This window comes from Anaerococcus hydrogenalis (genome assembly GCF_002871895.1).
GTDB classification, from domain to species: domain Bacteria; phylum Bacillota; class Clostridia; order Tissierellales; family Peptoniphilaceae; genus Anaerococcus; species Anaerococcus hydrogenalis.
Map to the genome: position 1 here is coordinate 1 of NZ_PNHP01000005.1, position 26,148 is coordinate 26,148.

Genomic DNA, 26,148 nt, shown 5'->3' on the forward strand with positions numbered 1-26,148 from the left:
CATCTTACACCGATAAATCTTTGGTCTTTCCAGCATGTGCTGATTAGACTTTATAGGGTATTATTCTCCGTTTCCAGAGGCTATCCCCCTTGTGTAAGGCAGGTTACTCACGTGTTACTCACCCGTTCGCCACTAATCCACTTAAGTTCATTCCGAAGAAATCATCTAAGCTTCATCGTTCGACTTGCATGTGTTATGCACGCCGCCAGCGTTTATCCTGAGCCAGGATCAAACTCTCAATTAAAGTTTGATCTTGACTATTGTCATTTTTCGTTTTGGTTTACTCAAAGTAATTCACTTTACTTTTCTTGTAGTTTCTATATATTTTTTTGAGGTTCAATGTCGTTATCTCGTAACGACTATTATATAATACCACGCTCATTTTATCTTGTCAAGTATTTTTTTAATTTTTTTTATTAAATCTTTACTTTCGAGATGTTTTCTCTGAAGTGATATCATATACATTATATACTGTATTTTTTAGCTTGTCAAGTTTTTTTAAAAATTTTATTTTTTAATTTTTTTATCGCCTGACTGCTTCTTTAACAGTGCCTTTATATAATACTAGGATTTTTTATCTTTGTCAAATATTTTTTTAATTTTTTTAAAAATTTAAAAGAGCCCTTATTTTCAAGCTTTTCTTCTTTGTTTTTTTGCTTGATGGGCTCTTTTTTGTAATTTTTTATTTTATTTTTTTATTTTTCTAATGATTTTTTTAATTCTTCTAGTTTTTCTTTGCATACATCCATTGCTTTTTGGAGTGAGTCTTTTTTACTCATGTCTACTCCTGCCTCTTTTAATACTTCTAGTGGGTATTTGCTTTTTCCTGCTTTTAGGAAGTTAAGGTATTTTTCTAAGTCTTCTTTATTACCCTTTAATATTTTTTCTGATAGGCTTACTGCTGATGAAAAGCCTGTTGAGTATTGGAATACGTAGTAGAACATATAAAAGTGTGGGATTCTTGCCCATTCTGTTGATATATATTTATCTACTTCTATATCTTCTCCAAAATAGTCAACGTTTAGGTCGTGGTAGATTTGGTTTAATTTTTCTGCTGTTACTGGCATTGAATTTTCTACTAGCTTATTTGCCTCTAGTTCAAATTCTGCAAACATTGTTTGCCTAAAGACTGTTGATTTGAATGAATTTACGTAGTGATTTAGTAAATAGGCTTTTTCTTTTTCGTCTTTGGCTTTATCTATCATATAGTTTAATAATAGAAGTTCATTTGTTGTTGAGGCTATTTCTGCCAAAAATATTGAATAATCTCCGTAGATATATGGTTGGGTTTTTCTTGTGTAGTAGGAATGCATAGAATGACCCAATTCGTGAGCTGTTGTAAAAAGTGAGTCTAGGGAGTCGTTGTAGTTTAATAGAATGTATGGTTCTGTATCGTAGGATCCGGATGAATATCCTCCTGATCTTTTTCCATCATTTTCCATTACATCGAACCACCTATCGTCAAAGCCCTCTCTTGCTTTTTTGATGTAGTCTTCTCCAAGTGGGGCTAGGGCTTTTAGGATTAATTCTTTTGCCTCGTCGAATGTGTAAGTTTTGTTATAGTCTTCTACTAAAGGTAGGTAAATATCTTCAAATCCTAAATCATCTAGTCCCAAAACTTCTTTTCTTAGGCTAGTGTAGTCTCTGTGAATTTCTATATTGTCATGGATTACTTCTATTAGATTGTCATAAACTTTCTCGTCAATATTATTTGCAAATAGACTCATCTTTCTTGCCGAATCAAATTTTTTGAGTTTTGCTATGGTATTATTTGCTGTCATTTCTCCATCTAGGAGGGAGGCTGCTGTATTTTCAAATTGTTTATATACTGTGTAATATTTTTTGTAAACTTCTTTTCTAAATTCACGATTTGGATCTAGTTCTAGGTTTGTGAAGTTTGCGTCTGTGATTTGGATTTCTTCGTCGCCTTTTTTTACTTTTGGAAATTTAAGGTCAGCATTTGAAAAAATCATATAGGTATTTTGTGGATTTTGGGATAGTTTTGAAAATGATGCTATAATTTTTTCTTCGTTTTCTCCCAAGGTGTGATCTTTATTTCTAAATAAGTCCTCGAAATAATGCTCATAAATTTTTAATTCATCTTTTTCTTCTATATATGTTTGTACTTTTTTATAATCTTCTGACAATATTTCTGGTGTTATAAAGGAAAGTTCTTGGGCAAGGCTTGCAAATAAGTTGTCTGCAATTTTTGTCATTTCTTGGTATTTGGCAACTCTTGTATCTTCGTCAGATTTTAATGAAGCATAAACACCGAGTTTTGAAAATTTTCTTTCTAATTTTTCATCTGTCTTTAAAAAATCGTAAAGACTGTCGGCTGATTCTAAAATCCTTCCTTTATATGTCTTAGTTTTTTCTATTAGATTTTTTACTTCTTCTACGTCTTTGTAGAAATCATCGTCTGTCTTATAAATTTTTTCTGTGTCCCATTTTAGGGACTTGTCTATATCTTTTCTATCCATTTTTTTCTCCTTTTTTTATAAAACTTGTGCAACTGACCTATTTCCTATATATATAAAGCCCATAGCTATTAGGCCAAAGGCAACAATTGCTATAATTTTGGTACTTGTTGGTAGGGTCATGTTCATTATTGGGAAAAATCCTGCAAGGATAAAGCCTCCCAAAAGTCCGCCAATATGTCCTGTTATTCCAATTCCTGGAACCATAAAGGAATAAATAATATTTATAGCAACAATTCCTATAAAGCTTGAGCCAAATTGCCTTAGAAATTCATTGTCCCTATAGTTAAACATTATTCCAAGAGCAAGGCCAAACAAACCATAAAGGGATGTGGATGCCCCTGCTGAAACACTTGTAATTTCTCCAAAGGCATAGGTAAATAAATTTCCCATTACCCCTGTTAGTAAGTAAATAATTAGGAAATTTTTAGATCCGTACAAGGATTCAAAAGTATCTCCAACACTATTTAAAAAATACATATTCATCAAAAGATGAAAAACTCCAATGTGGATAAAAATCGGGCAAAATAATCTCCACCACTCTCCTTGGTATACATGGATTTTGCTCATAGCATTAAATCTTAAAAGATTTTCAATATTTTCGCTGCCGCCCGTTACAGTCATGAAAATAAACACTATGACATTAATCGCCATCAAAATTCTTGTCATTTTTCCCTTAGCCATAAATCCTCTTTCTTAAATTATTTTTTGGCAAAATTTTTATCAATAAAGTCCCTTGCCATAGACCTTATTTCCTTTTCGTAGTCACTTCTTTCAAGGATTGGATTTAATTTAAAATTATAGGTCTCATCTATATAAGAATTATCCTTCAATTTGGGATAATCTTCATCTTGTAAGAAAATTATTTTAATATCTTCCTTATATCTTTTGGCAAATCTTGCAAGATTAATAGAATTTTCTCCATTAAACTCATTAACATTTTCAGTAATAATCAAAAGATCCTTATCCTTAACCTGCTTTTCAAAATATACAAGAGATAAGATAAGCTCCATAGAATTAGAAATTTTCGCCTTAAAAAATATATACATAGCCCAAGAAACTCCACCGCCTGCGCCAAGGTATGGAAAATCAATTTCGCTAACCCCCAAAAACTCACTCACTTTTTTAGAAAAATGCTTGCAGGCTTTCTCAAGCTCTAAAATTTCCTCCTCGCTTGCTCCCTTTCTTATAGGCCTCTTATCCAAAAAAGAATTTTTTTGAAAAAGAGTAAGGGGAAGGCTAGTTGCGATTTCAATATTAGTATCCAAAATCCTCTTATCAAGACCACTCGCATCAATAGAATCAACCTTGATCATATTTTTGGCAACAGGATTTAAAGAATTAAGATTTTTATCAAAAAACCTCACTCCCAAGGCATAGAGCATGCCCATTCCCATATCATTAACAGCCGTATCTCCAATGCCTATAAAAAAATCCTCACAGCCGTTATTTAATCCATCGACAAGCATCTCTCCCATACCAATAGAAGATGATTCCATAACATTAAGCTTATCCTTATACATAAGCCTAAGTCCACAAGCCTGAGCCATCTCCATAATGCAGGAATTTTTTTTGATAATATATCTGGCAGTAGCCGCCTCTCCTATAGGATTATGTACATTAAGATAAGAAAAATCTCCACCTATTACTTCTTTCATAATCTCAACAGTTCCCATTCCCCCATCAATAAAGGGAAGAATAGAAGCCTTATTATTTTTATCTTTTTCTAACTCTTCTTTAAAATAATTTCCAATTTCAATAGAATTTTCAAAGTCTTTAATCGAATCTAAAGCTAGTAGTATATTCATAATTCACCTCAATTAAATTATACCCAAACTATGTGGATGAATTATTAAATATCTTTACCAATTGTAAATTCAATGATATAATTAAATGGAAAGTTTAGAAAATAAACTTTTACTGTTTAACTCATAGAAATCTTTAAAAAGATTTCGCCCATCAAAGAGCCAATTAAAACTTACAAGTGGCTTTTTAAAATGTCTTTTCAAAAATTTGGAAAGGCATTTTTTTTTATTTTATAATCTATGATATTGATTCAAATTTTATAATGAGTATAATTATCATATACTTTGTTTTTTATTTAAAATGAAGTAATTATTTAAATTATGGAGGATATTATGTCATTAATAGGAAAAAGATTACCTGAATTTAATTTGGATGCTTACGATCCAAAAACAAATGAATTTGTAAAGATAAGCGATAAGGACCTTGAGGGTGAATGGAAAGTTTTAATGTTTTATCCAGCAGACTTTACTTTCGTATGTCCTACAGAGCTTGAGGATTTACAAGAAAAATATGGGCAATTAAAAGAAATGGGAGCAGAAGTTTATTCTGTAAGCGTTGATACACATTTTGTGCACAAGGCTTGGCATGATGAAAGTGATGCAATCGGAAAAATCCAATACAAAATGATTGGTGATTCTAACAAAGAACTTACAAAAGCTTTAGATATTTTAACAGAAGATGGAAAAGCTGACAGAGCAACTTTTGTAATAGACCCTGATAATATCATTCAAACAGTAGAAATAAATGCGGGTGGAATAGGAAGAAAAGCAGAAAATAATATATACAAAGTTAAGGCTGGTCAATATGTAAGAAAACATCCAGATCAAGTATGTCCTGCAAAATGGAATTCTGAAGATGATGATACATTAACACCAGGTCTTGACCTTGTTGGAAAAATCTAATGTTAGACAGTAAATTAAAAGATCAGCTAAAGGCTTATCTTAAAATGCTAAAGTCCAATGTAACAATTGGACTTTCGCTAAATGAAGATGAAAATTCAAAAAAATTAAAATCTTTTATTGAGGATGTGAAGTCTTTATCTGATAAGATTAAAATAAGAGAAGAAAAATTAGATTTTACACCTGCTTTTAGCTTAAATGGAGAATTTGAACACGGGAAAATTGTTTTTGCAGGAATTCCTTTGGGACATGAATTTGAATCATTTGTCCTTGCACTTTTACAAGTTGGTGGAATCGAACCAAAAATATCCAAGGAAGAAAAAGAAAGAATAAAATCTATAAAGGAAAAAAGAAATTTTGAAACAATAGTTTCCCTTTCCTGCCACAACTGCCCAGAAGTTGTACAAGCTTTCAATATTATGGCAGTTTTGAACAAAAATATCTCTCACACTATGATTGAAGGTTCCATAAACCAAGATATATGTGAACAAAGAGATCTTATGGCAGTGCCAGCAATTTTTGAAAATGGAGAATTTCTTGACGGGGGCAAAAAAACTATGGCAAGTCTTTTAGACCTTGTAGCAGAAAAAGTCCAAAAAGATTTATCCAATTTCAAAAACTATGATATCTTGATAGTCGGAGCAGGGCCAAGTAGTGCTACATCTGCAATTTATGGAGCAAGAAAGGGTCTAAAAGTTGCAATAGTAGCAGACGAATTTGGTGGACAAGTAAACGAAACCCTCGATATAGAAAATATAACAGGAATCCCAAAAACAGAGGGGCCTAAATATATGTTATCAGTCAAAAAGCAAGTGGAAAATCTTGGAGTAGACATCATAGAGGGAGTAAAGGCTGTCGATTTTGAAAAAAATGACCATGAATTTAATTTAATCCTAGAAGATGGGGCAAAAATTAATAGTAAAACAATAATTCTTGCAACAGGAACAAGGTGGAGACTTCTGGGAATAGATGGAGAAGAAGAATTCAAAAACAAGGGAGTAGCTTTTTGCACCCACTGTGACGGTCCCCTATTTAAAGGAAAAGACGTAGCAGTTGTAGGAGGAGGAAATTCAGGAATAGAGGCGGCAATAGACCTTGCATCAATAGCAAAAACCGTTACAGTTCTCGAATTTTTACCAGAATTAAAGGCAGATAAAATATTACAAAAAAAATTAGAATCCCTTCAAAACGTAAAAGTTATAACATCTGCCCAAACAACAAAACTCCTTGGCGATACAAAACTAAGAGCTCTTGAATATATAGATAGAAATACAAAAGAAGAAAAAACAATAGATCTTGCCGGAGTTTTCATCCAAATCGGTCAAATTCCAAACACAGAGTGGCTGGAAGGTAAAATAAAACTCACAGATAGGGGCGAAATCGAAGTAGAAAAAGACGGTTCAACAAATATAGAAGGAATATTCGCAGCAGGCGATGCGACAAATTCTCTTTATAAACAAATAATAATAGCAGCAGGCTCAGGAGCAACAGCAGCCCTATCAGCCTTTAACTATTTAATAAGAAAATAAAAAGTAATGTGCAGAATAAAAATCTGCACATTTTTTTGCTTAAATTTACATAAACATCCTAAAATTATCATCATTCTTTTTTAAAAATATAATAAAAAACAATAAAGGGTGAAATTATAAAAATTATTGGCAAAACCAATTTTGAAAATGTAAAATAATCTATTTTCTCTAATCTATTTCCCATATTTTTAATAGCTTGGGGAAAGGCTATTACCGAAAAAGCTAGAAAAATTGTTAGTATTAAAAAGGGCATTTGTTTTGGGTCTTTATTTAAGGCCCCCTCCATTATGCCAAAATAATATATTAAATAAAAAACAAGGCCTATAGCTGCATATAAAAAATCCCAAAAAATTTTTGAAATAAAAGATTCATTTTCTTTCTCATCATTATTTTTAAAGTATTTTATATCTACCCCAAAAATTTCTGATAATTTCACAAGATTATCCATAGAAGGCTCACTAAGTCCCTTCTCCCACTTGGAGACAGCTTGCCTTGAAATATTTAATTCTTTTGCCAAATATTCTTGGGTTAAGTTTAATTCTTTTCTTTTATTTTTTATTTTTTCTCCAATCATAAATCCTCCTTTTTTATTATTGTAAGGAAATTTTTTAAAAAAGCTAGCAACTATAGGGCAACTTGGGGGAATTTTTCTTAATTTCTTTTATTTTTACTTACAAATAATGATATAATTATAAAAAATAAGGAGGAATTATGGGGGAAATTATTAAAATAGAAATTGACAGCATAGTTGTCGGTATGGACGATGGGTCTGTTGTTAGGGTTAACTTATCTGATGTAAATTTTCTTCCTCAAATTGGAGACAGGGTTAAGGTCTTTAAGGATGAAAAGGGAAATTTTGTAAAAAAAATAAAAGAGGACGAACTTGTTGAAAATAAAGAAAATATCTTACATAAAGAAGAAAATATTTTTCAAAAAGAGAAAACTTCTGATTACAATTTTGAGACAAACACAATTGATTACAGGAACAATGTTACCAACAATTACTATATAAATACTAGTATGCAAAATAAAAATAAGGTCAATAAGCTTTCTTATCTTCTTTTGGCACTTTTTTTGGGTAGCTTTGGTGGACACAAATTTTATTCTGGAAAAATCGGCAAGGGAATACTATATTTATTTTTTTCTTGGACTTTTATTCCTACCTTAATTTCTTTTGTAGAATTTTTAACAGCCCTTACAAAGCCTTCTGATGAAAATGGTAATATATATATATATATAAGGACTCAATTTTGAGTTCTTTTTTATTTAGAATAACTAAAATTTACTTAGATACGGGATTGTTCGGAAAAATATATTCATTCTAAAGTTAAATTATAATAATAAACAGCTAAGTTTAGAAATCTTTTCCTTTACTGTTTCTCTATATTTACTTAATCCATTAGATCTCTCCACCCATACTAAAACCCGTTTGCTAAGCAAACTTTCTCGTGCTTATGAAAACTCATTTGCTTTTCAAATTTTTCCGTGCTTTCGCACTAGTTTTCAGGATTTATAACCGAAATCAACAGTTATAAATCTGCACTTAGTTTTAGGGATGATTGTGCCAAATCAAGGCACAATCATCTGGTCGAGATGGGGAATTTTGGGATTGATTTTATCGCTGAAGTCTTTTTACATTTTTTTGTTTCATTATTTTTTATTAAGTCTGAGAAGGATAAGATGAAATTTTTTATGATATTTGATTTACAAATAATTTGTAATTTAAAAAATGAAGTTAAACCCATCTCGAGCCTGTCGAGAGATCTCTTTTTAATTTTAGAAATTAATTTTCTATATCCATCGAATTATCTACTTCTATTTTTTCTAAATACTTATTTTCCTATGAGATCTCTCCACTCATTTCATTCGCTCGAGATGGGTTTTATTGGATTAATTTTCTTTCTAAGGCCTTATTTTTCCCCTAATTTTTTTAAGGCAAAAAATATTGCCACAGCTAGACCCTCATCTTCATATATTTCCAGGGTGTTTTCTCCAAAGTTAAAGTTTGCTAGAAATTCATCCTCTTTTATTAGGGATAAGTTTTCTCCGTTTTCTATTAACCTTACTTGCCTGTTTATAATTTTAGCCTGGCTTATTGGCTCATCTTTCATTTTTTCTATTTTTAGATTTCCTATTACAGCTTGTTTTTTTCCTCTTAGGCTAAATAGGTTTTTTATTTTAAATCTTGCCACTAATTTTCCACTAGGACGTAATACATTGTACTTGCCTTCTAATTTGTAGGTCATTCTTTCGTTTTCAAAAATTTTTCCGTCTTTGTATTGTAATTTTTTCATTTTTTTCTCCAAATAAAAAGCCAGTAGGTAATCCCACTGGCATATTTTTAATAATTTTCTTTTAGATATTCGATTATATCGTCAGATTCATACATTTTTTTGTCACCAAATACCATAAATGGGATTTGATCTTTTCCACCAAGCTCTATTAGCTCTTTGGTGTTTTCTTTTCCACTTCTTCCATCTTTTACATTGTAAGATGTGAAGTCTAAAATTTTATTTTCGTGCATGAAGTTTAAAACTTTTAAGCAGTATGGACATTCTGGTTTAAAATACAAATCAAATTTACTCATAATACTTCCTTTCTTTTTTCTCTTATAATTTTTCTACCCTTAAATTTATTTTATAAACTTAAAAGAAAAATATTAAAGAGGTAAATAATAGTAGTATTAGTAAGACTGGTGGCATAAAGACTTTCATAGCTGCCAAAAACATGGCAAGTCTGTCGTCTTTTTCCAAGTTGTCTTTTTCTAAAAGTTCTTCTTTTTCATAGATTTCTTCTTTACTTTTGTTTTTGAAGGGATCTATTGGTCTTTTCATAGATTAGCTTCCTTGGCTAATTCGTGTTCTTCTTTGAGCCTTTTTTCTTCGTTTTTTTCAAAGGCTTCTTGTTTTGTTTTTTCTGATACATCCATCAAGTGACAAGCTACAAAATGACCTTCTTCTACTTCTTTTAATTCTGGTTCAAATTGCTTGCAAATATCCATGCAATATTTACATCTTGTATGGAAACGGCAGCCCTTTGGTGGCCTTACAGCTGATGGAATATCTCCATCAATTGTTTGTAATTCTTGTCCCTTATCAACATCTGTTCTTGGAATTGCTTGTAAAAGTGCCTTTGTGTAAGGGTGTTGTGGATTTTTGAAAATCCTGTCTGAATCAGAAAGTTCAACCATAACTCCCAAATACATTACCCCAATCCTGTCAGAAATATATTTTACTACTGAAAGGTCATGGGTTATGAAAAGGTAGGTTAGGTTTAAGTCTGTTTTTAAATCTTGAAGTAGATTTATAATTTGAGATTGGATTGAAACGTCAAGGGCTGATACTGCCTCATCGCATACTATAAAAGTTGGGTTTAAGGCAAGGGCCCTGGCTATTCCTATTCTTTGCCTTTGTCCACCGGAAAATTGGTGAGGGTACCTGTGAATGAAATATGGGGCAAGTCCACATTGGTTCATTACATCTTGGATATATTCGTTGTAGCCTGCTTCTTTTCTTGATTTGAAAAGACCATGGCCCAAGACACCTTCTCCAATTATATTTCCAACAGTCATTTTTGTATCCAAAGAACCATAAGGATCTTGGAAAATTATTTGAAGATCTTTTCTAAGCTCTCTCATTTCCTCATTTGTAAGTCTTGATAAATCTATTCCATCATCTACAAAACTTTCAAATTTTTCAAAGAGGTCTTTTGATTTTAACTCTTCTTTCTTAGCCTTTATTTTTTGATCTTTTTCCAAAACTTCCTTATCAAGTTTTTCTTTTTTACTTAAAAGTTCTTTGTATTTTGGATCATTTAGGATAGCATTTTTTAATTCTTTTTTATCCCTAATCCTTACTTGATCTTTTTCTTTTATTTTTTTGATTTGAAGTAAAACTTTTGATCTTTCTTTTATTTTTTTGTAATAATCATCTAAAATATTTGTAATTTCTTCTAAATTATCACTAGCAAGAAGTCCTCCTGCTATTCTCATCATATTTTCATATTCTTCTTGGAGAAGTCTTCTTTGGTGCATAGCAGCTTCGTTTAATTCAGCTTTTTTTTCTTCATCATTAGTTTTTTCTAAATCATCATAAATTTTATGAAGTTTTTCCACCTCAGCATCGTATGAAGGAAATACTTTTGGTATGTCTTTTATATCCTTTCCCATATAAGCTGGGGCAAGTTTATCAAGAGTTGTTCCATAATATAGGGTTGTTCCTTCAGTTTGTTCGTAAATTTGAAGAATAGTCCTACCAAAGGTAGATTTTCCACAACCACTTTCTCCAACCAAACCGAAAGTTTCACCTTCAAATATATCTATTGATATATTTTCGTTAGCATGGACATACTCATTTGCTCCCCTAGAAAAGATAGATTTTTTCTTGATTGGAAAATATTTTTTAAGATTTCTTATTTTAAATAAGACCTTTTTATTATTTTTCTCCATCTTCTCTCTCCTTTCTATTTGGGAAGTGGCACCTTATTTTTTGATTTTCATTTACAGCCACAAGCTCCGGCATTTCTTTCCTACATTTGTCACTAGCATACTTACACCTATCTGCAAATTTACACCCATCAGGAAGGTTTAGTGGATGTGGAACTGATCCTGGTATTATATCAAGTCTTTCGTTTCTATCGCTTGTTATTGCAGGGATAGAATTTAAAAGAGCAACTGTATATGGGTGGTTGTAATCTGTTATATCGTGTTTAAAAATATAATCTACTGGAGATTGTTCAACAATTTGTCCACAATACATTACAGCAACTTCATCAGCCATTTGATTTATAACTCCCAAGTCATGGGTTATAAATAAAATTGATGTGTTTTGTTTTTCCTTTAATTCGTTCATCAACTTTAGAATTTGAGCTTGAATTGTAACATCAAGAGCTGTAGTTGGCTCATCTGCTATTAATAATTTTGGTTCACAAGCAAGGGCCATGGCAATCATAACCCTTTGGTTCATACCACCAGAAAGCTCGAATGGATATTGTTTGGCAACAACATGAGGATTTGGAATTTTAACTTGGGCAAGTAGTTCTTCCACTCTTTTTGCAGCCTCTTTCTTATTCATTTTTTTGTGAAGGATTAAAACTTCTGAAATTTGTTTTTCAACAGTAAAAACTGGATTTAAAGAGCTCATTGGTTCTTGGAAAATCATAGAAATATCATTTCCCCTAATCTTTTCCATTTGAGATCTCTTGTAATCAGAAATCTTTTTGCCATCAAAAATAATTTCTCCATCGTAAATTTTTTGGTTTGGCTCAAAAAGTTGAAGGATACTCATGGCAGTTTGACTTTTTCCAGAACCACTTTCTCCAACAAGGCCTAAAGTTTTTCCTTCTTCAATTGTGCATGATACTCCATTTACAGCCTTTATAAGACCTCGTCTTGTTTTAAAGTAGGTATGGAGTTTATTTATTTCAAGTAAATTTTTCATTTTTACACCTATCTCTCATTTGATCTTGGATCTATTGCATCTCTTAGGGCATCTCCAATTAAGTTTACTGAAAATGCTGCCAAAAATACTGCAAGTGCTGGTATTACCCATCTCCACCAGTAAATATTAATTACATCTGATGATTGGGCACTTGTCATCATATTTCCCCAAGATGGCATAGGTTCTTGGACACCAAAACCTAAGAAAGAAAGTCCCGCTTCTGTAAGGAGGTTTCCAGCAAAACCAAGGGTAGCATTTACTATAATTATTGAAAGAATATTTGGAAGAATATGTCTTACAAGAATTGATGAATTTGTGACACCCAAAGCCCTTGCTGCTATTACATAATCTCTTTCTCTTTCAGCCAAAATTTGTCCACGAACAAGCCTTGCAATTCCTGTCCATCCAATAACTCCTAGTAAAACCATAATCATCATAAGTCTTGTATTTTGACTTGTATTTACAGGAAGGAGGGCAGAAAGTGTAATAATTAATGGATAAAATGGGAATGATTGGACAATTTCTGTAATTCTCATAAGAACATTATCAACACGTCCTCCAGCATAACCTGAAACCATACCAATAATTACACCAAGAACAACTTGGATTAGAACTGATACAAAAGAAATTACAATAGTCATCTTTCCACCGTGAATTAATCTTGTAAAAATATCACGACCTTGGTCATCTGACCCGAACCTAAATCCTTTTAGTCCCCAAGTATCAATTTTATTATCTTTACTTACGGCATAGTTATTAAAATATCCTGAAAATATTTGTTCATATTTTCCACTAGGACAAGAAGCCTCACCGTAATTATTATTTCCCCAAGAATAAAGTTTGCCGTTTTCATCAAGGGCTGTGAAGTGGTTTGTACCACCAACTATATCCTTAACTTTTCCCTCAAATTTAGGAACATTTTTTCCAGATAAATTATCCCTAGAAGGTCCCCATACATAAAGTTTTCCATTTTCATCAAGGGCTGCTGCAGAATTTGATGTTAAGGCAACTTTTTTAATTTTAACCTTATTATTTTTAATCTCATCAGGAGCCCCTACATCAACCTCAGCCCCCCTTACACCAAGAAGTTTTGTAGATCCATCTTTTAAAACAGCAAGAATATTTGAACCACTTGTATCAAAATCTACAACTTTTCCTTGAACTTCTTTTGGGATAAGGTCAAGTCTTGAGTTCATTGTTGAACCCCAAACATAAATATTATTTTTTTCAGTCAAAACGACAGAATATTGAACTCCACCGCCAAGTTTTTTAATACCTTCTGCTTTGATTTGGCTTTCTTGCATTGGTGGAAGTTCAGCTTGTTGGAAAGAATCATTTCCCCAACCATAAAGATCATTATCTTCTGTAGCTACAATAATATGTCTATCCCCTGCAGCAACATCTTTTATTTTTTTGCCATCAAGTTCTTCTTTAATATCATCAGGGATTTTCATAACATCATCTTCGTTATTTTTTCCCCAAAAATAGTAGTTTTTCTCCTTAGTAAGGCCTACACCAAAAGTATTTCCTACAGAAATCTTCTCAACCCCCTCTTTTTCCATTTGAGATGGGTATTTCATGTAGCCTGAACCTGGGGAAACATTAATAAGATTTCCCTCAGCTTGGTAAGGATTAAAAGGAATTATTGCTGACCCAATAAAAACAACAAGGATAATTCCAAGAAGTAGGACAAGACCAATAAGTCCAAGTGGGTTTCTAAAATAATTTTTAACAGCCATTTTTCCAGGAGAAGTAATGGCATCTTCCTTTAAAGATTCATTTTCATTTAGTCTAAGGTCTTCTAAATTTTCTCCACTTTGCTCATCAAGAAGATCTTGAGCCCTATCCTTAATCTTATCCTCTTCACTCTCATTATTTGCATTTGCACCAAAAGTAAACAAGGAAAGAACTAATTTTCCAAAAGATTTAAATGATTTTTTTAATTCATCTTTCATACTAAGCCTCCAATTTTACTCTAGGATCAACAAGTGCATAGGCAATATCCATAATCAAGTTTCCAAGAAGGGTTAAAATTGCATAAAACATTGTTAGAGCAAGAATAACATTATAATCTTGAGCCAAAACTGATTTTATAAGAATATTTCCAATTCCCCTGTAAGCAAAAATAGTCTCAGTTATAGCAGAACCTGAAAACATAGAAAGAATTGCCCAAGTCATAGCAGTTACAACTGGTATAAGGGCATTTCTAAAAGCGTGAGAATAAATTACAGTTTTTTCCTTAAGTCCCTTTGCCCTTGCAGTTCTAATATAATCTTCATTAAGTGAATCTAGCATAGAATTTCTAACATATCTAGAAATAGATGCCATAGATCCAAAAGTTAAAGTTAAAGTAGGTAAAATTAAATATCTTATCCACTCACCAAAAGTATTATTTCTAGGCATACCATTTGCTGGCAACCATCCTAGCCTAAAGGAAAATAAGAATATCAAAAATAAACCTATAAAAAATGTAGGCAAGGAAATACCAACCAAGGTAAAGACCTGGAAGAACTTATCAAAAGGCCCTCCCTTATGAACGGCCGACCTTATTCCTATAAGAACCGAGAGCACAAAAGAAACAAGCGTTGAACCAATATTAAGTAAAATTGTATTTTTAAGTGGTTCAGAAAGATATTCCTTAACAGGCCTTTTAACTTGGGTAGATTCTCCAAAATCTCCCTTCAAACTTCTTCCCATCCACATAAAATATTGTTCTGGCAACGATTTGTCATAACCATAACGTTTTTCAAGATTTTTATACATTTGTTCTTGTTGGGCCTTGGTCATTCTTCCATCCTTTGGCATCATAGCCAAGATAGGATCACCAGGCATGGATTTAGAAAGCACAAAAACCAAGATAGATATGATTATAGCTACTGGAATCAAATTAATGATTCTCTTTATTATGTATTTTAACATCTTCATCCCTTCCTTAATGTTTTAAAATTTACCCATTTACTTGTTCTTAACTTTAATTTGATAAAGATAAATAATTATTTTCACAAAATTTTATACAGAGGAAAACATTAACTATAAAAATTTATAAATAAATATAAAAATCTCAGTATAGAGTAAACTTATAATATCATAGTCCTAATAATAATATAAGATGAGTGATTTGTCAATGTGAAATTTATCATAAATTTATAAAGATTGATATATATTTTTAAAGATTCATTATTTATGAGCATAAATTTACATCAATGAATATTAATTAAAAATTATTTCTATAGTGCATTAATACTCTAATGTTTTTTATGTATAAAGGGAAATTTTGAAAATAAATAAAAATAAAAAGGGGGAATTTATAAAAAAAGAAAAATAAAGAAAACCATGTTATAAAAAAAACAAAAGAATAAATTTATTATTAATTCAAGGAAGAAAGTAAATTCCACTCTAAAGCTAATAAAGAGATTTCTCGATAGGCTCGAAATGGGTTAATACTTTATGCTCGATATATTCCTTCGGATTTATTTAATATCAAAATAAATTAATATATTGCTAAACGCCCTATAAATAGTAAGTTTATATTTATTTTTCTAATTATTTTATTTAAATCTTCACTTTTATTCTTATTAAATATATATTTCAAATGTAAATCTTTAAAAAATAACAAACTTCTTACTTTAGTCTAAAAGTAAATAAAAACTACACCCATCTCGAGCTAAGTCGAGAGATCTCTTTTTATGTCCATATTGTAATTAGTTTTGCTTTCACAAATAAGCTTGATAAAATTTTTCAATAAAAAAGAAGCCACTTTTTGTGACTTCTCTTAATTTAATTATTTAAGACTCATTTGGTTGATTTGGCAAGATGTTGCCCATTCTGGTGTTAAGCCTTCAAATCCTTTTACTCTTGTTGATGCTGATGAGTGGATTTGGTTTGAATAAAGTGGGATTTCTGGTAGGTAATCATTGTACCATTTTTGGAATTCTTCCCATTTATCTAGGTAAGCTTTATTTTCACCTGGTTTTATTCTTCTTAATTCTTCTGTGATTTTGTCAGCTTGTGGGTCATTTGTTTTTGTTTTATTATCATTTCCTTTGCTGTTGTATTGGTAGAAAGGATCAAATGGTGTTCCAAAGCCAAGTCCCATATTAAATGCTGTATATTCAGCCTTGTCTCCTTCTTTTGGATTTTCTCTGTAGTTTAGAAGGGTATTAAAATCACCTGCTTGAACATTATATTCAAGACCTGCTTGTTTAGCATTGTCTGGTAATTGGTTTGAAAGAAGGGTTGTTATTTCTGATTCTTTTGCACCAAATTGGTTAACTTGTAATTTTTTACCATTTTCGTCATATCTGTAATAATCAAATTTGTCTGCATTGCTCTTATATTGGTCAGCAGCTTTTTTTGCATCCCAAGGAGTTTTTCCGTCTTTTTCAAATTTGTATGGAGACTTATCTAATCTCTTATTAGCTTCGTCAACGTTTAAGGTATACTTTGTAAGTTTTCCTTCTATGTCAGCTCCTCTTTCTTTATACATCCATTGGCTTGAACCGTACATTCCGTTTGTTACTACTGCATATCCACCTGCATAGTTTTGTACGAAATCATCTCTGTTCATTAAGAAAGCTATAGCTTGCCTAACTTCTTTGTATTGAGTTGGTCCCCTATCAGTTAAGAATGATAGACATCCATATCCATTTCTGTCGAATGCTACATATTGTAATTTCTTTTCCTTTGCTGCCTTTCTCATTTGAGAAATTCTTGACCCGTTCATTTCTTCTTCAAAAACATCTATATCTCCATTTTGAACAAGGTCTACAGATATTTCTGGGTTTATTGCTTGGATAATTACATTTTTAATTGTAGCTTTGTGTCCTTCAAAATCTCCAGCATATTGGTCGTTAAGTTCCATTTTAACCATATTGTTTTTAAATGAAACAAATTTATAAGGTCCACATGTAACCTTTGGTGCTTTTCTGTATTCATTTGCATCAAAAAGCATAGCTTGTTCTACAAGCATTTCTGTTGGGTCTATATCTTTTCCACTTTCTGCAGATTTTTTCTTATCTTCAAGAGTTTTGATTTTTTCTTCGTGTTCTTTTTTAGCATCTGGATCTTCTTCGCCTGCTTCTTTTACAGCTTCATCATAAGAAGATTTTTCAGTTTCAATTTGCTTATCAAGTGATGCAACAAAGGCTTTTTTGTCATCATCTGATAATTTGTAGCCATCTTTAAGGGCAAATTTAGATCCATCAACTGTTAAGTTTGGAGCTATATAATGAATTGGTCTTGGTGTCATTGATTTTAGAGATTCTTCTTCAAAGTAAGGTAAGAAATCATTTGAAACTGTAATTTCAAAAGTTTGGTCGTCAATTTTCTTAACACCCTCAAATTCATCAGTTTTTCCTTCCCTAAAGTCATTGTAACCTTTTAGAGAATCTCCACCAATTTCGGTAGATCCTGTTATTAGAGCATAATCTTGTGGTGAGTGTAAAAGAGCTGTAAATAAATAATCATCACTTGTTACAGGCTTACCATCAGACCATTTTAAATCTTTTTTAATTTTAAAAGTGAAAGTTTTTGATCCATCTTCATTTTCTTTTGACTTAGGATCTCCATCAAGAACGGTTTTATTGATTACATATTTTCCGCTTCTGTCTTTTACATAAGTAGCATAACCAACAGAACCTTGAATTCCCATAAATTCTCTAGCTCTTACATCGTTTTGGCTGTTATTAAAACCTTGGATGAATTCTCCCCCAAGTGAATCAACACCCACTACTAATGTGTTATCATCAGTTTGTTTTTTAAATTCTTCATTAGCTTGTTCGTTACTAGCCTTATTGTCTGCTCCGGCATTTGATCCATTGTTGTCTTTGTCGCCACTACCGCCACAAGCTGTAAGTGTCAAAGCCAATCCAAGAGCAAAAGCTTGTGAGAAAACTTTTTTTACATTCATCCTTCTCTCCTCTTTTCTTTTTATTTTTTGATTTATATGGATTCATTATAATTTATATTTATATTTTTGTCAAACCTTATTTATTCTTGATGATTTCAATAAAATTTCAATTTTTTTGAAAAAAATATTTTTTACTTATTTATATTTATACAAAAATTAGCAGATTTATTGTCTAAATAAATTAAAAAAATCTATATTTTTTTAAGCTATCGCTTGAAATGATAACCTTTTTCTTCTTTGTATATTAATAGCATAAAGTTATAAATTATGAAAATTTTATTTTAAATTATTAAAAAATAAAATAATCTATTAAAAATCCCCTTAAACGGGTAAAATATAAGTAATAACAAAAATATGGAGGTTTTATGAAAAAGAAAATAGCACTTGCTCTTTGTTTATCTCTTGTTTTGACCTCATGTTCATTGAAAAGCAAAAACAATGATAAATCAAATAGCAACGAACTTAAAAGCCAATCTAATACTCAAAATAATTTGATAATAGGTGAAAGTAAGGACAACAAGTCTAATAATTTGTCAAAATCAAATGAAAAAATCGAATCACCTTCAAAGACTTTATCTATCAAGGATATTAAAAAAGCTATGGTAGATTTGGGTGGATTTGACCAAGCCTTTACTGATAAGTTAAGCGATAAGGAAATTAAATCTTACCAAAAAGATGCAGATCAAATTAGCAAAAAAACAGGTTTTTGGAACAAACTAACCCTAATGTTTAACCAAATTGCCAAAGAAAATCCTAATACTAGTAGATTTTATCCAGATTCTAGTATAGAAGATATTGTAAATAATTGGGTTTATTCAACAGATGAAGGACTTGACCATTACGCAAATGCCAGAGTTTATATAGGACAAAACGACTTTGATGCATCCCAAGTTCCAAACGGTGAGCTTAGAAAAATCTTTAATGAAGTTTATGATGAAAACAAATATGCAACTTATGATGAAAATATTGAAAAAGCTAGCCAAAAATTAAAGAAAAAATATCCAAACGGATATGAAGGAAAAGAAAATTCTGAAAAATCAGATACAAAAGTAGAAGAAAAGGACAATTCACAAGCTAAAACAAGCTTAGATCAAGGAAATAGACCAGTGGACAAATTCTCTGAAAATAAAAAAGATTATGATGCATTTAGAAAAGAATTGGTAGACCAATATAAATTTTCTAAAAAATCAGTTGAAAAAATTACAAATAACGACATAGACCTAGCCTACCTAAGAGCTCAAAAGAAATTAGAAGATGAAGGCTTTGGCGATATAGGTCTTGTAATAAATGAAATAGCAAAAATGTATCCAGGTTCATCATCAATGTACCCAGGAAATGAAAATTAGAAAATTTTCCCCATTATGGGGATTTTTTTGTGGAATAAACTATTTTAATTTCTCTAATAGGAAAGATTTAATTTTAATATAAAGAAAATTAAAGAGATCTCTCGACTTCGCTCGAGATGGATTATTTTGGGTATTTACTTTTACGCTAAAGTAGCAAGTTTATTGTTTTTTTATTTCGTTTTAAAAATTAAGCATAAATTTAATAAAAGTAAAGATTTAAATAAAATTAATTAGAAGAAAAATATAAAAGTCTTCATTTATAGCTAATTGATAAATTTCTTAATTCATTTTCAATATTAAATAAATTCTAAGAAATGAATCACTATAAAGGCAAAACCCATTTCGAGCCTGTCGAGAAATCTCTTTGTTAGATTTAGAGTGGAATTTACTTTCTTCCTCGAATTAATAATAAATTTAATACTAAGATAGGTCTTAAATTTCTCTGTAGCGATTATTTCTTTGTATGTATGTAATCTATAAAAATAAGTTTAACTTAAATATTACACTAATTCATGAGATCTCTCGACAACGCTTAAGATGGGTTATTTTTGGTATTTACTCTTATGCTAAAGTAGTAAGTTTAATTTCAATATTCTATAATTCATGAAATATATTACTTCGTCCGAGAAGTGGTGATTTTATTTACTTTTAAGCTAAAGTATAAGCTTATTTTTTTGAAAATTTGTTTTAAAAATTAAGATTTTTTTATAAAAAAGAGTAATGCTTTAAATTAATCCGTAGAAATAAATTAAGTATAATCACTTACCCATTTCGAGCCGATAAATATGCCTTGATTTGGCATATTTATCCCTAAAACTAGTGTGATAGCACGGAAAAATTTACCTAGTAAATGAGTTTTAGTGTCGAGAAATCTCTTTGTTGATTTTGGAATAATATTTATTTTATTGCTTGTATTAATAATAATTTTAATATTTTTTCCCACAAAAAAATCACCTATTTATTAGGTGATTTATTGCATTTTTTTCATTTCTATGGTGAATTTTTGTAGGATTTTTTTCTCTATTCTTGATACTGTCATTTGGGAGATGGATAGTTTTTTTGCTATGTCTACTTGGGTTCTGCCCTCGTAGTATCTTAATTCTAGGATTTGTTTTTCCAAATCATTTAGTCTTTCTGTAGATTTTTCTATTAAATCTTTTAATTCTATGGAATCAAAATTTTTGTCATCTTCTCCAATCATATCGGATAAGTCCACAGAGTTTTCCCCTTTTTGGACTTGATATTTCATATCTAAACTTTGAGGAGTATAGACCTTGCTTGCTTCCATTGTTTCTAGAATTGTTTCTTCATCTTCTCCAAGATAGGCTGCAATATCTTTTATTGTCGGGGTTCTTTGGAGTTCTTGGGGAAGAATTTTTTTTGCTACATTTATTTTTTTGTAGAGATTTTGAATTCTTCTTGGAACCCTTATTACCCAGCCCTTATCTCTGAAGTATCTTTTGAGCTCTCCCATTATTGTAGGAGTTGCAAAGGATGAAAATTCATATCCTTTTGATGGATCATACCTATCGATGGCATAGATTAGGCCAAGAGATGCCACTTGATAAAGGTCATCTTTTTCTATTCCCTTTCCAACGTATTTGTTAGAAAGGATGTCGACTATATACATATGATCTTCTATTAGTTCATTTCTTAGGTCCTTATCCCTTGTTTTATAAAATTGTTCAAATTTTTCTTTGATCTCTTTTTTTCTTTCAAGAGAAGCTTTTGTTTTTGCCATAATTATTTCTCTTTTGTAAGTATAATCTTATCTTCAACAACTTCTACCCTATCTGCCAATTGCTCAAGGATAATTTGTTTGATTTTTAGATTTTCCTCTTCAATTTCCCTATCTTTTCCTATTACTTCTACTTTCATTAGATTTTCTTTGATATAAAAATTTATTTTTATATCTTCATCGCTCATTTTATAATTTATAGCTTCTGAAACGACTACTCTAATATCTTCAACTTCTTCTATATCAAAACCCATATCGCTTGCAAGGCTTGCTGCCAAAAGTCTCATTGATTTTAAATAAAGTGTCTTTGGTGGAATTGTTAAACTTATGGTATCCATTATTCCTCCATTTCAAATAAATCACTTATATCTGTTATTTTGAATAATTTTTTGATATTTTCTTTAGCATTTATTATTTTTATAGTCTTATCTTTTTCTTTTTGGTCCTTGTATATATTTATAAACATACCAAGTCCTGTTGAATCTATATAATCAAGTTTTTCAAGATCTACTATCAAGTTTTCATTTTTATCTTTTAGTGACTTATCGCAAAATTTAGCAAAATCTTCTTTTGAATAAACATCTAAATCGCCAATCAGTTTTACCAATAAGTGATCATTTTTTTCTTCTATATTTGCCTTAAACATCTTATTCCTCACTAGTTTCTTCATAATATTTGGTTACAGAAACGATAAAATCTTCAGTATTTTCAAGATTTTTTAATTTAACACCTAGGGTATTTCTACCTGTAGTTGATATGTCTCTTGTTGATATTCTAATCATATCTCCCTTTAGGGAAACCATCATTATATCATCATCCAAATTAGCAGGAAGGGTAGCTACCACATCTTTTGTTTTTTCTGTAATCTTGTGGCACCTTACTCCCTTTCCTCCCCTATTTTGGTTATTGAAATTATTGAAGGATGTTTTTTTACCAAAACCATTTGCAGTTACAACTACCAAATAAACTTCATCCTCAACAATATTCATTGAAACAACCTTGTCATCTTCTCCAAGTCTAATTGCCCTTACTCCTCGGGCATTTCTTCCCATAGACCTGATATCTGATGAGGCAAATTTTATTGCCATTCCCTTTTTGGTTGTTACAATTATATCACAAGGCTTATCTATTTGCCTAATTGAAACAAGTCTGTCCCCATTTTCAAGTGAGATTGCTATAATTCCATTTCTTTGGATATTTGTAAATAATTCTGCATCAGTTTTTTTGATTTTTCCATTTTCTGTTTGAAATACTAGTTGGCTTTTTTCATTAAGGTTTGATAATTCCATAATATCTGTGATTTTTTCATCACTAGAAAGAGAAATCAAATTGATTATAGCTTGTCCCCTTGATTGCCTGCTTGCTTCTGGAATTTCATAACATTTTAATGAATAAACTCTTCCAAGATTTGTAAAACATAGGAGGGATTCGTGGGTATTTGTTGTAAGAATTTTTTGGATAAAGTCATTTTCTTTTGTATTTCCAGCAGAAATTCCCTTTCCACCCCTATTTTGTACCTTATAAGTATTTATTGGAAGTCTTTTTATATAACCATCGTGAGTTAGAGAAATTAATACATCTTCTTTTTCGATTAATTCTTCAATATCAAATTCTCCCTCATCTGGAACAATTTTTGTCCTTCTATCATCGGCATATTTTTCTTTTATTTCTAAAATTTCTTCTTCGATTACGCTAATTAATTTTTCTTCATCATTTAAAATTGATGTGAAATATTCAATTTTTTCAGCTAATTCCTTATCTTCAGCTTGTAGTTTTTCAATTTCAAGACCTGATAGTCTTTTTAATTGCATATCTAAAATAGCTTGAGATTGTGGATCTGTTAAGCCAAATTTTTCATTAAATATTTTTTTGATTTGGTCGTTATCATAAGATGATCTGATTATTTTTATGATTTCATCGATATTATCGATAGCAATAATCAAACCTTCAACTATGTGTTTTCTCTTTTGTGCCTTATCAAGGTCAAATTTTGTCCTTCTTCTTACTACCTCTTTTTGATGTTTTACATAGTATTTTATTAATTCTTTTAAGTCAAGAATTTTTGGAACCCCGTCAACAAGGGCAAGGTTTATAATTCCGAAGGTTGTTTCAAGTTGAGTTTGCTTGTAGAGATTATTTAGGACTATATTGGCATTTGCATCCCTTTTTACCTCTATTACAATTCTCATTCCCTTTCTATCGGACTCATCCCTAATATCAGAAATTCCTTCAAGTTTTTTATCTTTTACATATTCAGCAATTTTTTTAATTAAATTTGCCTTATTTACTTGGTAAGGTATTTCTGTAACAATTATTCTTTCCCTATTTTTTTTGAAAGGTTCAATTCTTGCTACTGCACGAAGTTTTAATTTTCCACGACCAGTCTTGTAGGCTTTTTTGATTCCAGCTTTTCCTAGAATTTGTGCTCCTGTTGGAAAATCTGGTCCCTTTATAATATCTGCTAGTTCTTTTACAGAAATTTCAGGATTATTCATGTAGGCAATACAAGCATCAATTGAATCTCCCAAATTATGGGGAGCCATATTTGTTGCCATTCCTACAGCTATACCATTTGATCCATTTACTAAAAGATTTGGAAATCTTGATGGTAAAACTGTTGGTTCTTTTTCTTCTTCGTCAAAGTTTGGAATAAAGTCAACTGTATCTTTGTTGATATCTCTAAGCATTTCCTTGGCGATCTTACTCATCTTAACTTCTGTATAACGCATAGCAGCTGCGTCATCACCGTCGATTGATCCAAAGTTACCTTGGCCGTTTGCCAAAGGATATCTAGTTGAAAAATCTTGGGCAAGTCTTACAAGGGCATCGTAGATTGCAGAGTCTCCATGAGGGTGGAACTTACCCATAACCTCACCGACAACTCTGGCTGATTTTCTGGTAGGCTTATTTGGATCAAGTCCAAGACCTTCCATTCCGTATAAAATTCTTCTATGAACTGGTTTTAATCCATCACGTACATCTGGTAGGGCTCTTGAAACAATTACTGACATGGAGTATTCCAAGTAGGCACTTCTCATTTGCTCTTCAAGTTCTACCTCTATGATGTTTTGATAATTTTCTTCTGTCATTTATCCTCCTAGACATCTAAATTTTCAACATATTGGGCATTTTCTTCGATAAATTCTCTTCTAGGTTCTACCTTCTCACCCATTAGCATTGAAAATGTTGCGTCGGTTGACATTTGTGAATCTTCTTTTTCATATACTTGAAGTAAGACCCTATTTTCTGGATCCATGGTTGTTTCCCACAATTGTTCTGCGTTCATTTCTCCAAGACCCTTGTATCTAGAAATTTTGTAATTATCTACCTTCCACTCTTTTACAATATCTTCCAATTCCTTATCTGTATAACAATATCTTTCTTTTTTTCCACTAGAAATCTTATAAAGTGGTGGTTGGGCTATATAAATATGGCCTTCATCTACAAGTGGTTTCATATACCTATAGAAAAATGTTAAAAGTAAGGTTCTAATGTGAGCTCCATCTACATCGGCATCTGTCATGATAATAATTTTTCCATAACGAAGTTTACTTAAATCAAATTCTTGGCCAATTCCTGTACCAAAAGCTGTAATCATTGATTTTATTTCTTCATAATTTAAAATCCTATCAAGATTTGCCTTTTCTACATTCATTATTTTTCCTCTTAGAGGAAGAATAGCTTGAATCCTATTATCACGTCCACCTTTTGCAGATCCACCAGCTGAATTACCCTCGACTATAAAAATTTCATTTTCTCCTATATCTTGGGATTGGCAGTCAGCTAGTTTTCCAGGAAGGGTTGTTGAATCAAGAATTGATCTTTTTCTTGTTAAATCTCTTGCCTTTCTTGCAGCTTCCCTTGCTCTTCTTGATGCTAGGGCTTTTTGAATTATTGATTTAGCGATTTTTGGATTTTCTTCTAAGAAGCTTCCCATATGTTCTGAGAAAAAGGCATCTACTGCTCCCCTTACTTCACTGTTTCCAAGTTTTCCTTTGGTTTGTCCCTCAAATTGAGGATTTGAAATTTTTACTGAAATAATTGCAGTAATTCCTTCTCTAGCATCATCACCTTGGAGGTTATCTTCATTTTCCTTTAAAAGATTATATTTTCTTGCATAATCATTTACACTCCTTGTTAAGGCTGACCTAAATCCTGATAAATGAGTTCCTCCTTCTACAGTATAAATATTATTTGCAAAGGTTAGGATATTTTCGCTATATCCGTCTGTATATTGGAAAGAAATTTCAACTTCTGTAGATTCTTGCCTTCCTTCAAAGTATGGAATTTCTTTAAAGATTGGAGTTTTATTCCTATTTAAATATTTTACAAATTCTTTTATTCCACCATCGTATTTAAATTCAACTTCGGATTCATCTCTTTTATCTTCAAAAATAAGTCTTACACCCTTATTTAAAAAGGCCATTTCCCTAAACCTATTTTCTAGGGTATTTTTGTTATAAACTGTTACATCAAATATTTCAGGGTCTGCCTTAAAGATAATTTTTGTTCCTGTTTCTTTTGTATCTCCAATTACTTCAAGATCTGTTGTAGTTTTTCCCCTTTCAAAAGTCATCCTATAAATATGACCTTCTCTTTTAACTTCTGCTATCAAATATTCACTAAGAGCATTTACAACAGAAACTCCTACTCCGTGAAGACCTCCTGAAACCTTGTAGGCCTTATCGTCAAATTTTCCACCAGCATGTAAAACTGTAAGAACTGTTTCCAAAGTTGACTTTCCAGTTTGGGGATGTTTTTCAATAGGAATTCCTGATCCATCATCTTCTACAGTTACTATATTATTTCCATCTATACTAATTTTTATGTAGTCACAACGACCTGCAAGAGCCTCATCTACTGAGTTATCTACAACCTCATAAACTAAATGGTGAAGTCCCCTTTCACTTGTTGATCCTATATACATTCCAGGTCTAAGTCTTACTGGTTCAAGTCCCTTCAAGACCCTAATGTTCGAAGCATTATATTGTGTATTATCCATAAGAT

Annotated in this window: 21 protein-coding genes and 1 rRNA gene; 4 read left to right on the plus strand and 18 right to left on the minus strand. The window is 31.2% G+C overall.

Annotation, left to right across the window (positions count from 1 at the left end; translation table 11 throughout):
• The 4 genes from CJ192_RS07160 to CJ192_RS07175 form a co-directional block, all read right to left on the minus strand.
• Positions 1-244 (minus strand): 16S ribosomal RNA (locus CJ192_RS07160); the annotation flags it as partial.
• Positions 245-695: 451 nt separating this feature from the next.
• On the minus strand, positions 696-2,480 hold the full coding sequence (pepF, locus tag CJ192_RS07165; protein WP_102198309.1) for an oligoendopeptidase F: 1,785 nt from the start codon (positions 2,478-2,480) through the stop codon (positions 696-698).
• A gap of 15 nt (positions 2,481-2,495) precedes the next feature.
• A complete protein-coding gene (locus tag CJ192_RS07170; RefSeq protein WP_102198310.1) occupies positions 2,496-3,161 on the minus strand; it encodes a rhomboid family intramembrane serine protease in 666 nt (221 codons plus the stop codon).
• Between the two features lie 17 nt (positions 3,162-3,178).
• Entirely contained in the window at positions 3,179-4,285 is a 1,107-nt protein-coding gene (locus CJ192_RS07175) for a glycerate kinase (RefSeq protein WP_102198311.1), read from the minus strand.
• A gap of 330 nt (positions 4,286-4,615) precedes the next feature.
• Between CJ192_RS07175 and ahpC the strand changes: the two genes are divergently transcribed.
• Positions 4,616-5,185 (plus strand): alkyl hydroperoxide reductase subunit C, encoded by a 570-nt coding sequence (gene ahpC / locus CJ192_RS07180; RefSeq protein ID WP_102198312.1) that lies wholly within the window; start codon positions 4,616-4,618, stop codon positions 5,183-5,185.
• Positions 5,185-6,711 (plus strand): alkyl hydroperoxide reductase subunit F, encoded by a 1,527-nt coding sequence (ahpF, locus tag CJ192_RS07185; protein ID WP_102198313.1) that lies wholly within the window; start codon positions 5,185-5,187, stop codon positions 6,709-6,711. Before ahpC ends, ahpF begins: the two co-directional genes overlap by 1 nt.
• 70 nt (positions 6,712-6,781) lie before the next feature.
• Here ahpF and CJ192_RS07190 read toward each other — a convergent pair whose 3' ends face one another.
• Complete coding sequence (locus tag CJ192_RS07190) at positions 6,782-7,285, minus strand: helix-turn-helix domain-containing protein (RefSeq protein ID WP_102198314.1); 504 nt, start codon at positions 7,283-7,285, stop codon at positions 6,782-6,784.
• A gap of 137 nt (positions 7,286-7,422) precedes the next feature.
• Here CJ192_RS07190 and CJ192_RS07195 point away from each other — a divergent pair, with 137 nt between their 5' ends.
• Entirely contained in the window at positions 7,423-7,965 is a 543-nt protein-coding gene (locus CJ192_RS07195; protein WP_102198315.1) for a TM2 domain-containing protein, read from the plus strand.
• Between the two features lie 656 nt (positions 7,966-8,621).
• On the opposite strand, the gene CJ192_RS07200 is transcribed toward CJ192_RS07195, so the two are convergent.
• The 8 genes from CJ192_RS07200 to CJ192_RS07235 all read right to left on the minus strand — a co-directional run bounded on the left by CJ192_RS07200 (position 8,622) and on the right by CJ192_RS07235 (position 18,057).
• Entirely contained in the window at positions 8,622-9,005 is a 384-nt protein-coding gene (locus tag CJ192_RS07200; protein ID WP_102198316.1) for a hypothetical protein, read from the minus strand.
• A gap of 47 nt (positions 9,006-9,052) precedes the next feature.
• The gene (locus tag CJ192_RS07205) at positions 9,053-9,298 is read right to left on the minus strand and encodes a glutaredoxin family protein (protein WP_004815703.1); all 246 of its coding nucleotides are present in this window, start codon (positions 9,296-9,298) and stop codon (positions 9,053-9,055) included.
• Between the two features lie 58 nt (positions 9,299-9,356).
• Positions 9,357-9,545: a hypothetical protein gene (locus tag CJ192_RS07210; protein WP_004815704.1), complete on the minus strand. Its 189-nt coding sequence runs from the start codon at positions 9,543-9,545 to the stop codon at positions 9,357-9,359.
• Positions 9,542-11,158, minus strand: a complete 1,617-nt coding sequence (locus CJ192_RS07215) for an oligopeptide/dipeptide ABC transporter ATP-binding protein (protein WP_102198317.1) — start codon at positions 11,156-11,158, stop codon at positions 9,542-9,544. The genes CJ192_RS07210 and CJ192_RS07215 overlap by 4 nt, the downstream gene beginning before the upstream one ends.
• Positions 11,145-12,149: an ABC transporter ATP-binding protein gene (locus CJ192_RS07220; RefSeq protein WP_004815710.1), complete on the minus strand. Its 1,005-nt coding sequence runs from the start codon at positions 12,147-12,149 to the stop codon at positions 11,145-11,147. Before CJ192_RS07220 ends, CJ192_RS07215 begins: the two co-directional genes overlap by 14 nt.
• Positions 12,150-12,157: 8 nt before the next feature.
• Positions 12,158-14,104, minus strand: coding sequence for an ABC transporter permease subunit (locus CJ192_RS07225; RefSeq protein WP_102198318.1), 1,947 nt, complete (start codon positions 14,102-14,104; stop codon positions 12,158-12,160).
• Between the two features lies 1 nt (position 14,105).
• The gene (locus CJ192_RS07230) at positions 14,106-15,068 is read right to left on the minus strand and encodes an ABC transporter permease (protein ID WP_004816863.1); all 963 of its coding nucleotides are present in this window, start codon (positions 15,066-15,068) and stop codon (positions 14,106-14,108) included.
• An 862-nt stretch (positions 15,069-15,930) separates the two neighbouring features.
• Positions 15,931-18,057 carry an ABC transporter substrate-binding protein gene (locus tag CJ192_RS07235; RefSeq protein ID WP_004816860.1) on the minus strand — a complete coding sequence of 709 codons (2,127 nt, stop codon included), beginning with the start codon at positions 18,055-18,057 and terminating at the stop codon, positions 15,931-15,933.
• A 365-nt stretch (positions 18,058-18,422) separates the two neighbouring features.
• On the opposite strand from CJ192_RS07235, the gene CJ192_RS07240 reads away from it, so the two are divergent.
• Complete coding sequence (locus CJ192_RS07240; protein WP_004816874.1) at positions 18,423-19,403, plus strand: hypothetical protein; 981 nt, start codon at positions 18,423-18,425, stop codon at positions 19,401-19,403.
• 970 nt (positions 19,404-20,373) lie between these two features.
• Here CJ192_RS07240 and CJ192_RS07250 read toward each other — a convergent pair.
• From CJ192_RS07250 to gyrB, 5 genes are read right to left on the minus strand one after another with little or no spacing between them, the layout of a single operon-like run.
• On the minus strand, positions 20,374-21,144 hold the full coding sequence (locus CJ192_RS07250; protein WP_004816867.1) for a SigB/SigF/SigG family RNA polymerase sigma factor: 771 nt from the start codon (positions 21,142-21,144) through the stop codon (positions 20,374-20,376).
• 2 nt (positions 21,145-21,146) lie between these two features.
• Complete coding sequence (locus CJ192_RS07255) at positions 21,147-21,479, minus strand: ATP-binding protein (RefSeq protein ID WP_102198320.1); 333 nt, start codon at positions 21,477-21,479, stop codon at positions 21,147-21,149.
• Positions 21,479-21,787, minus strand: coding sequence for an STAS domain-containing protein (locus tag CJ192_RS07260; protein WP_004816363.1), 309 nt, complete (start codon positions 21,785-21,787; stop codon positions 21,479-21,481). Before CJ192_RS07260 ends, CJ192_RS07255 begins: the two co-directional genes overlap by 1 nt.
• A gap of 1 nt (position 21,788) precedes the next feature.
• Positions 21,789-24,230 carry a DNA gyrase subunit A gene (gyrA, locus tag CJ192_RS07265; protein ID WP_102198321.1) on the minus strand — a complete coding sequence of 814 codons (2,442 nt, stop codon included), beginning with the start codon at positions 24,228-24,230 and terminating at the stop codon, positions 21,789-21,791.
• Between the two features lie 8 nt (positions 24,231-24,238).
• Entirely contained in the window at positions 24,239-26,143 is a 1,905-nt protein-coding gene (gene gyrB, locus CJ192_RS07270) for a DNA topoisomerase (ATP-hydrolyzing) subunit B (RefSeq protein WP_102198322.1), read from the minus strand.
• Positions 26,144-26,148 lie beyond the last annotated feature (5 nt).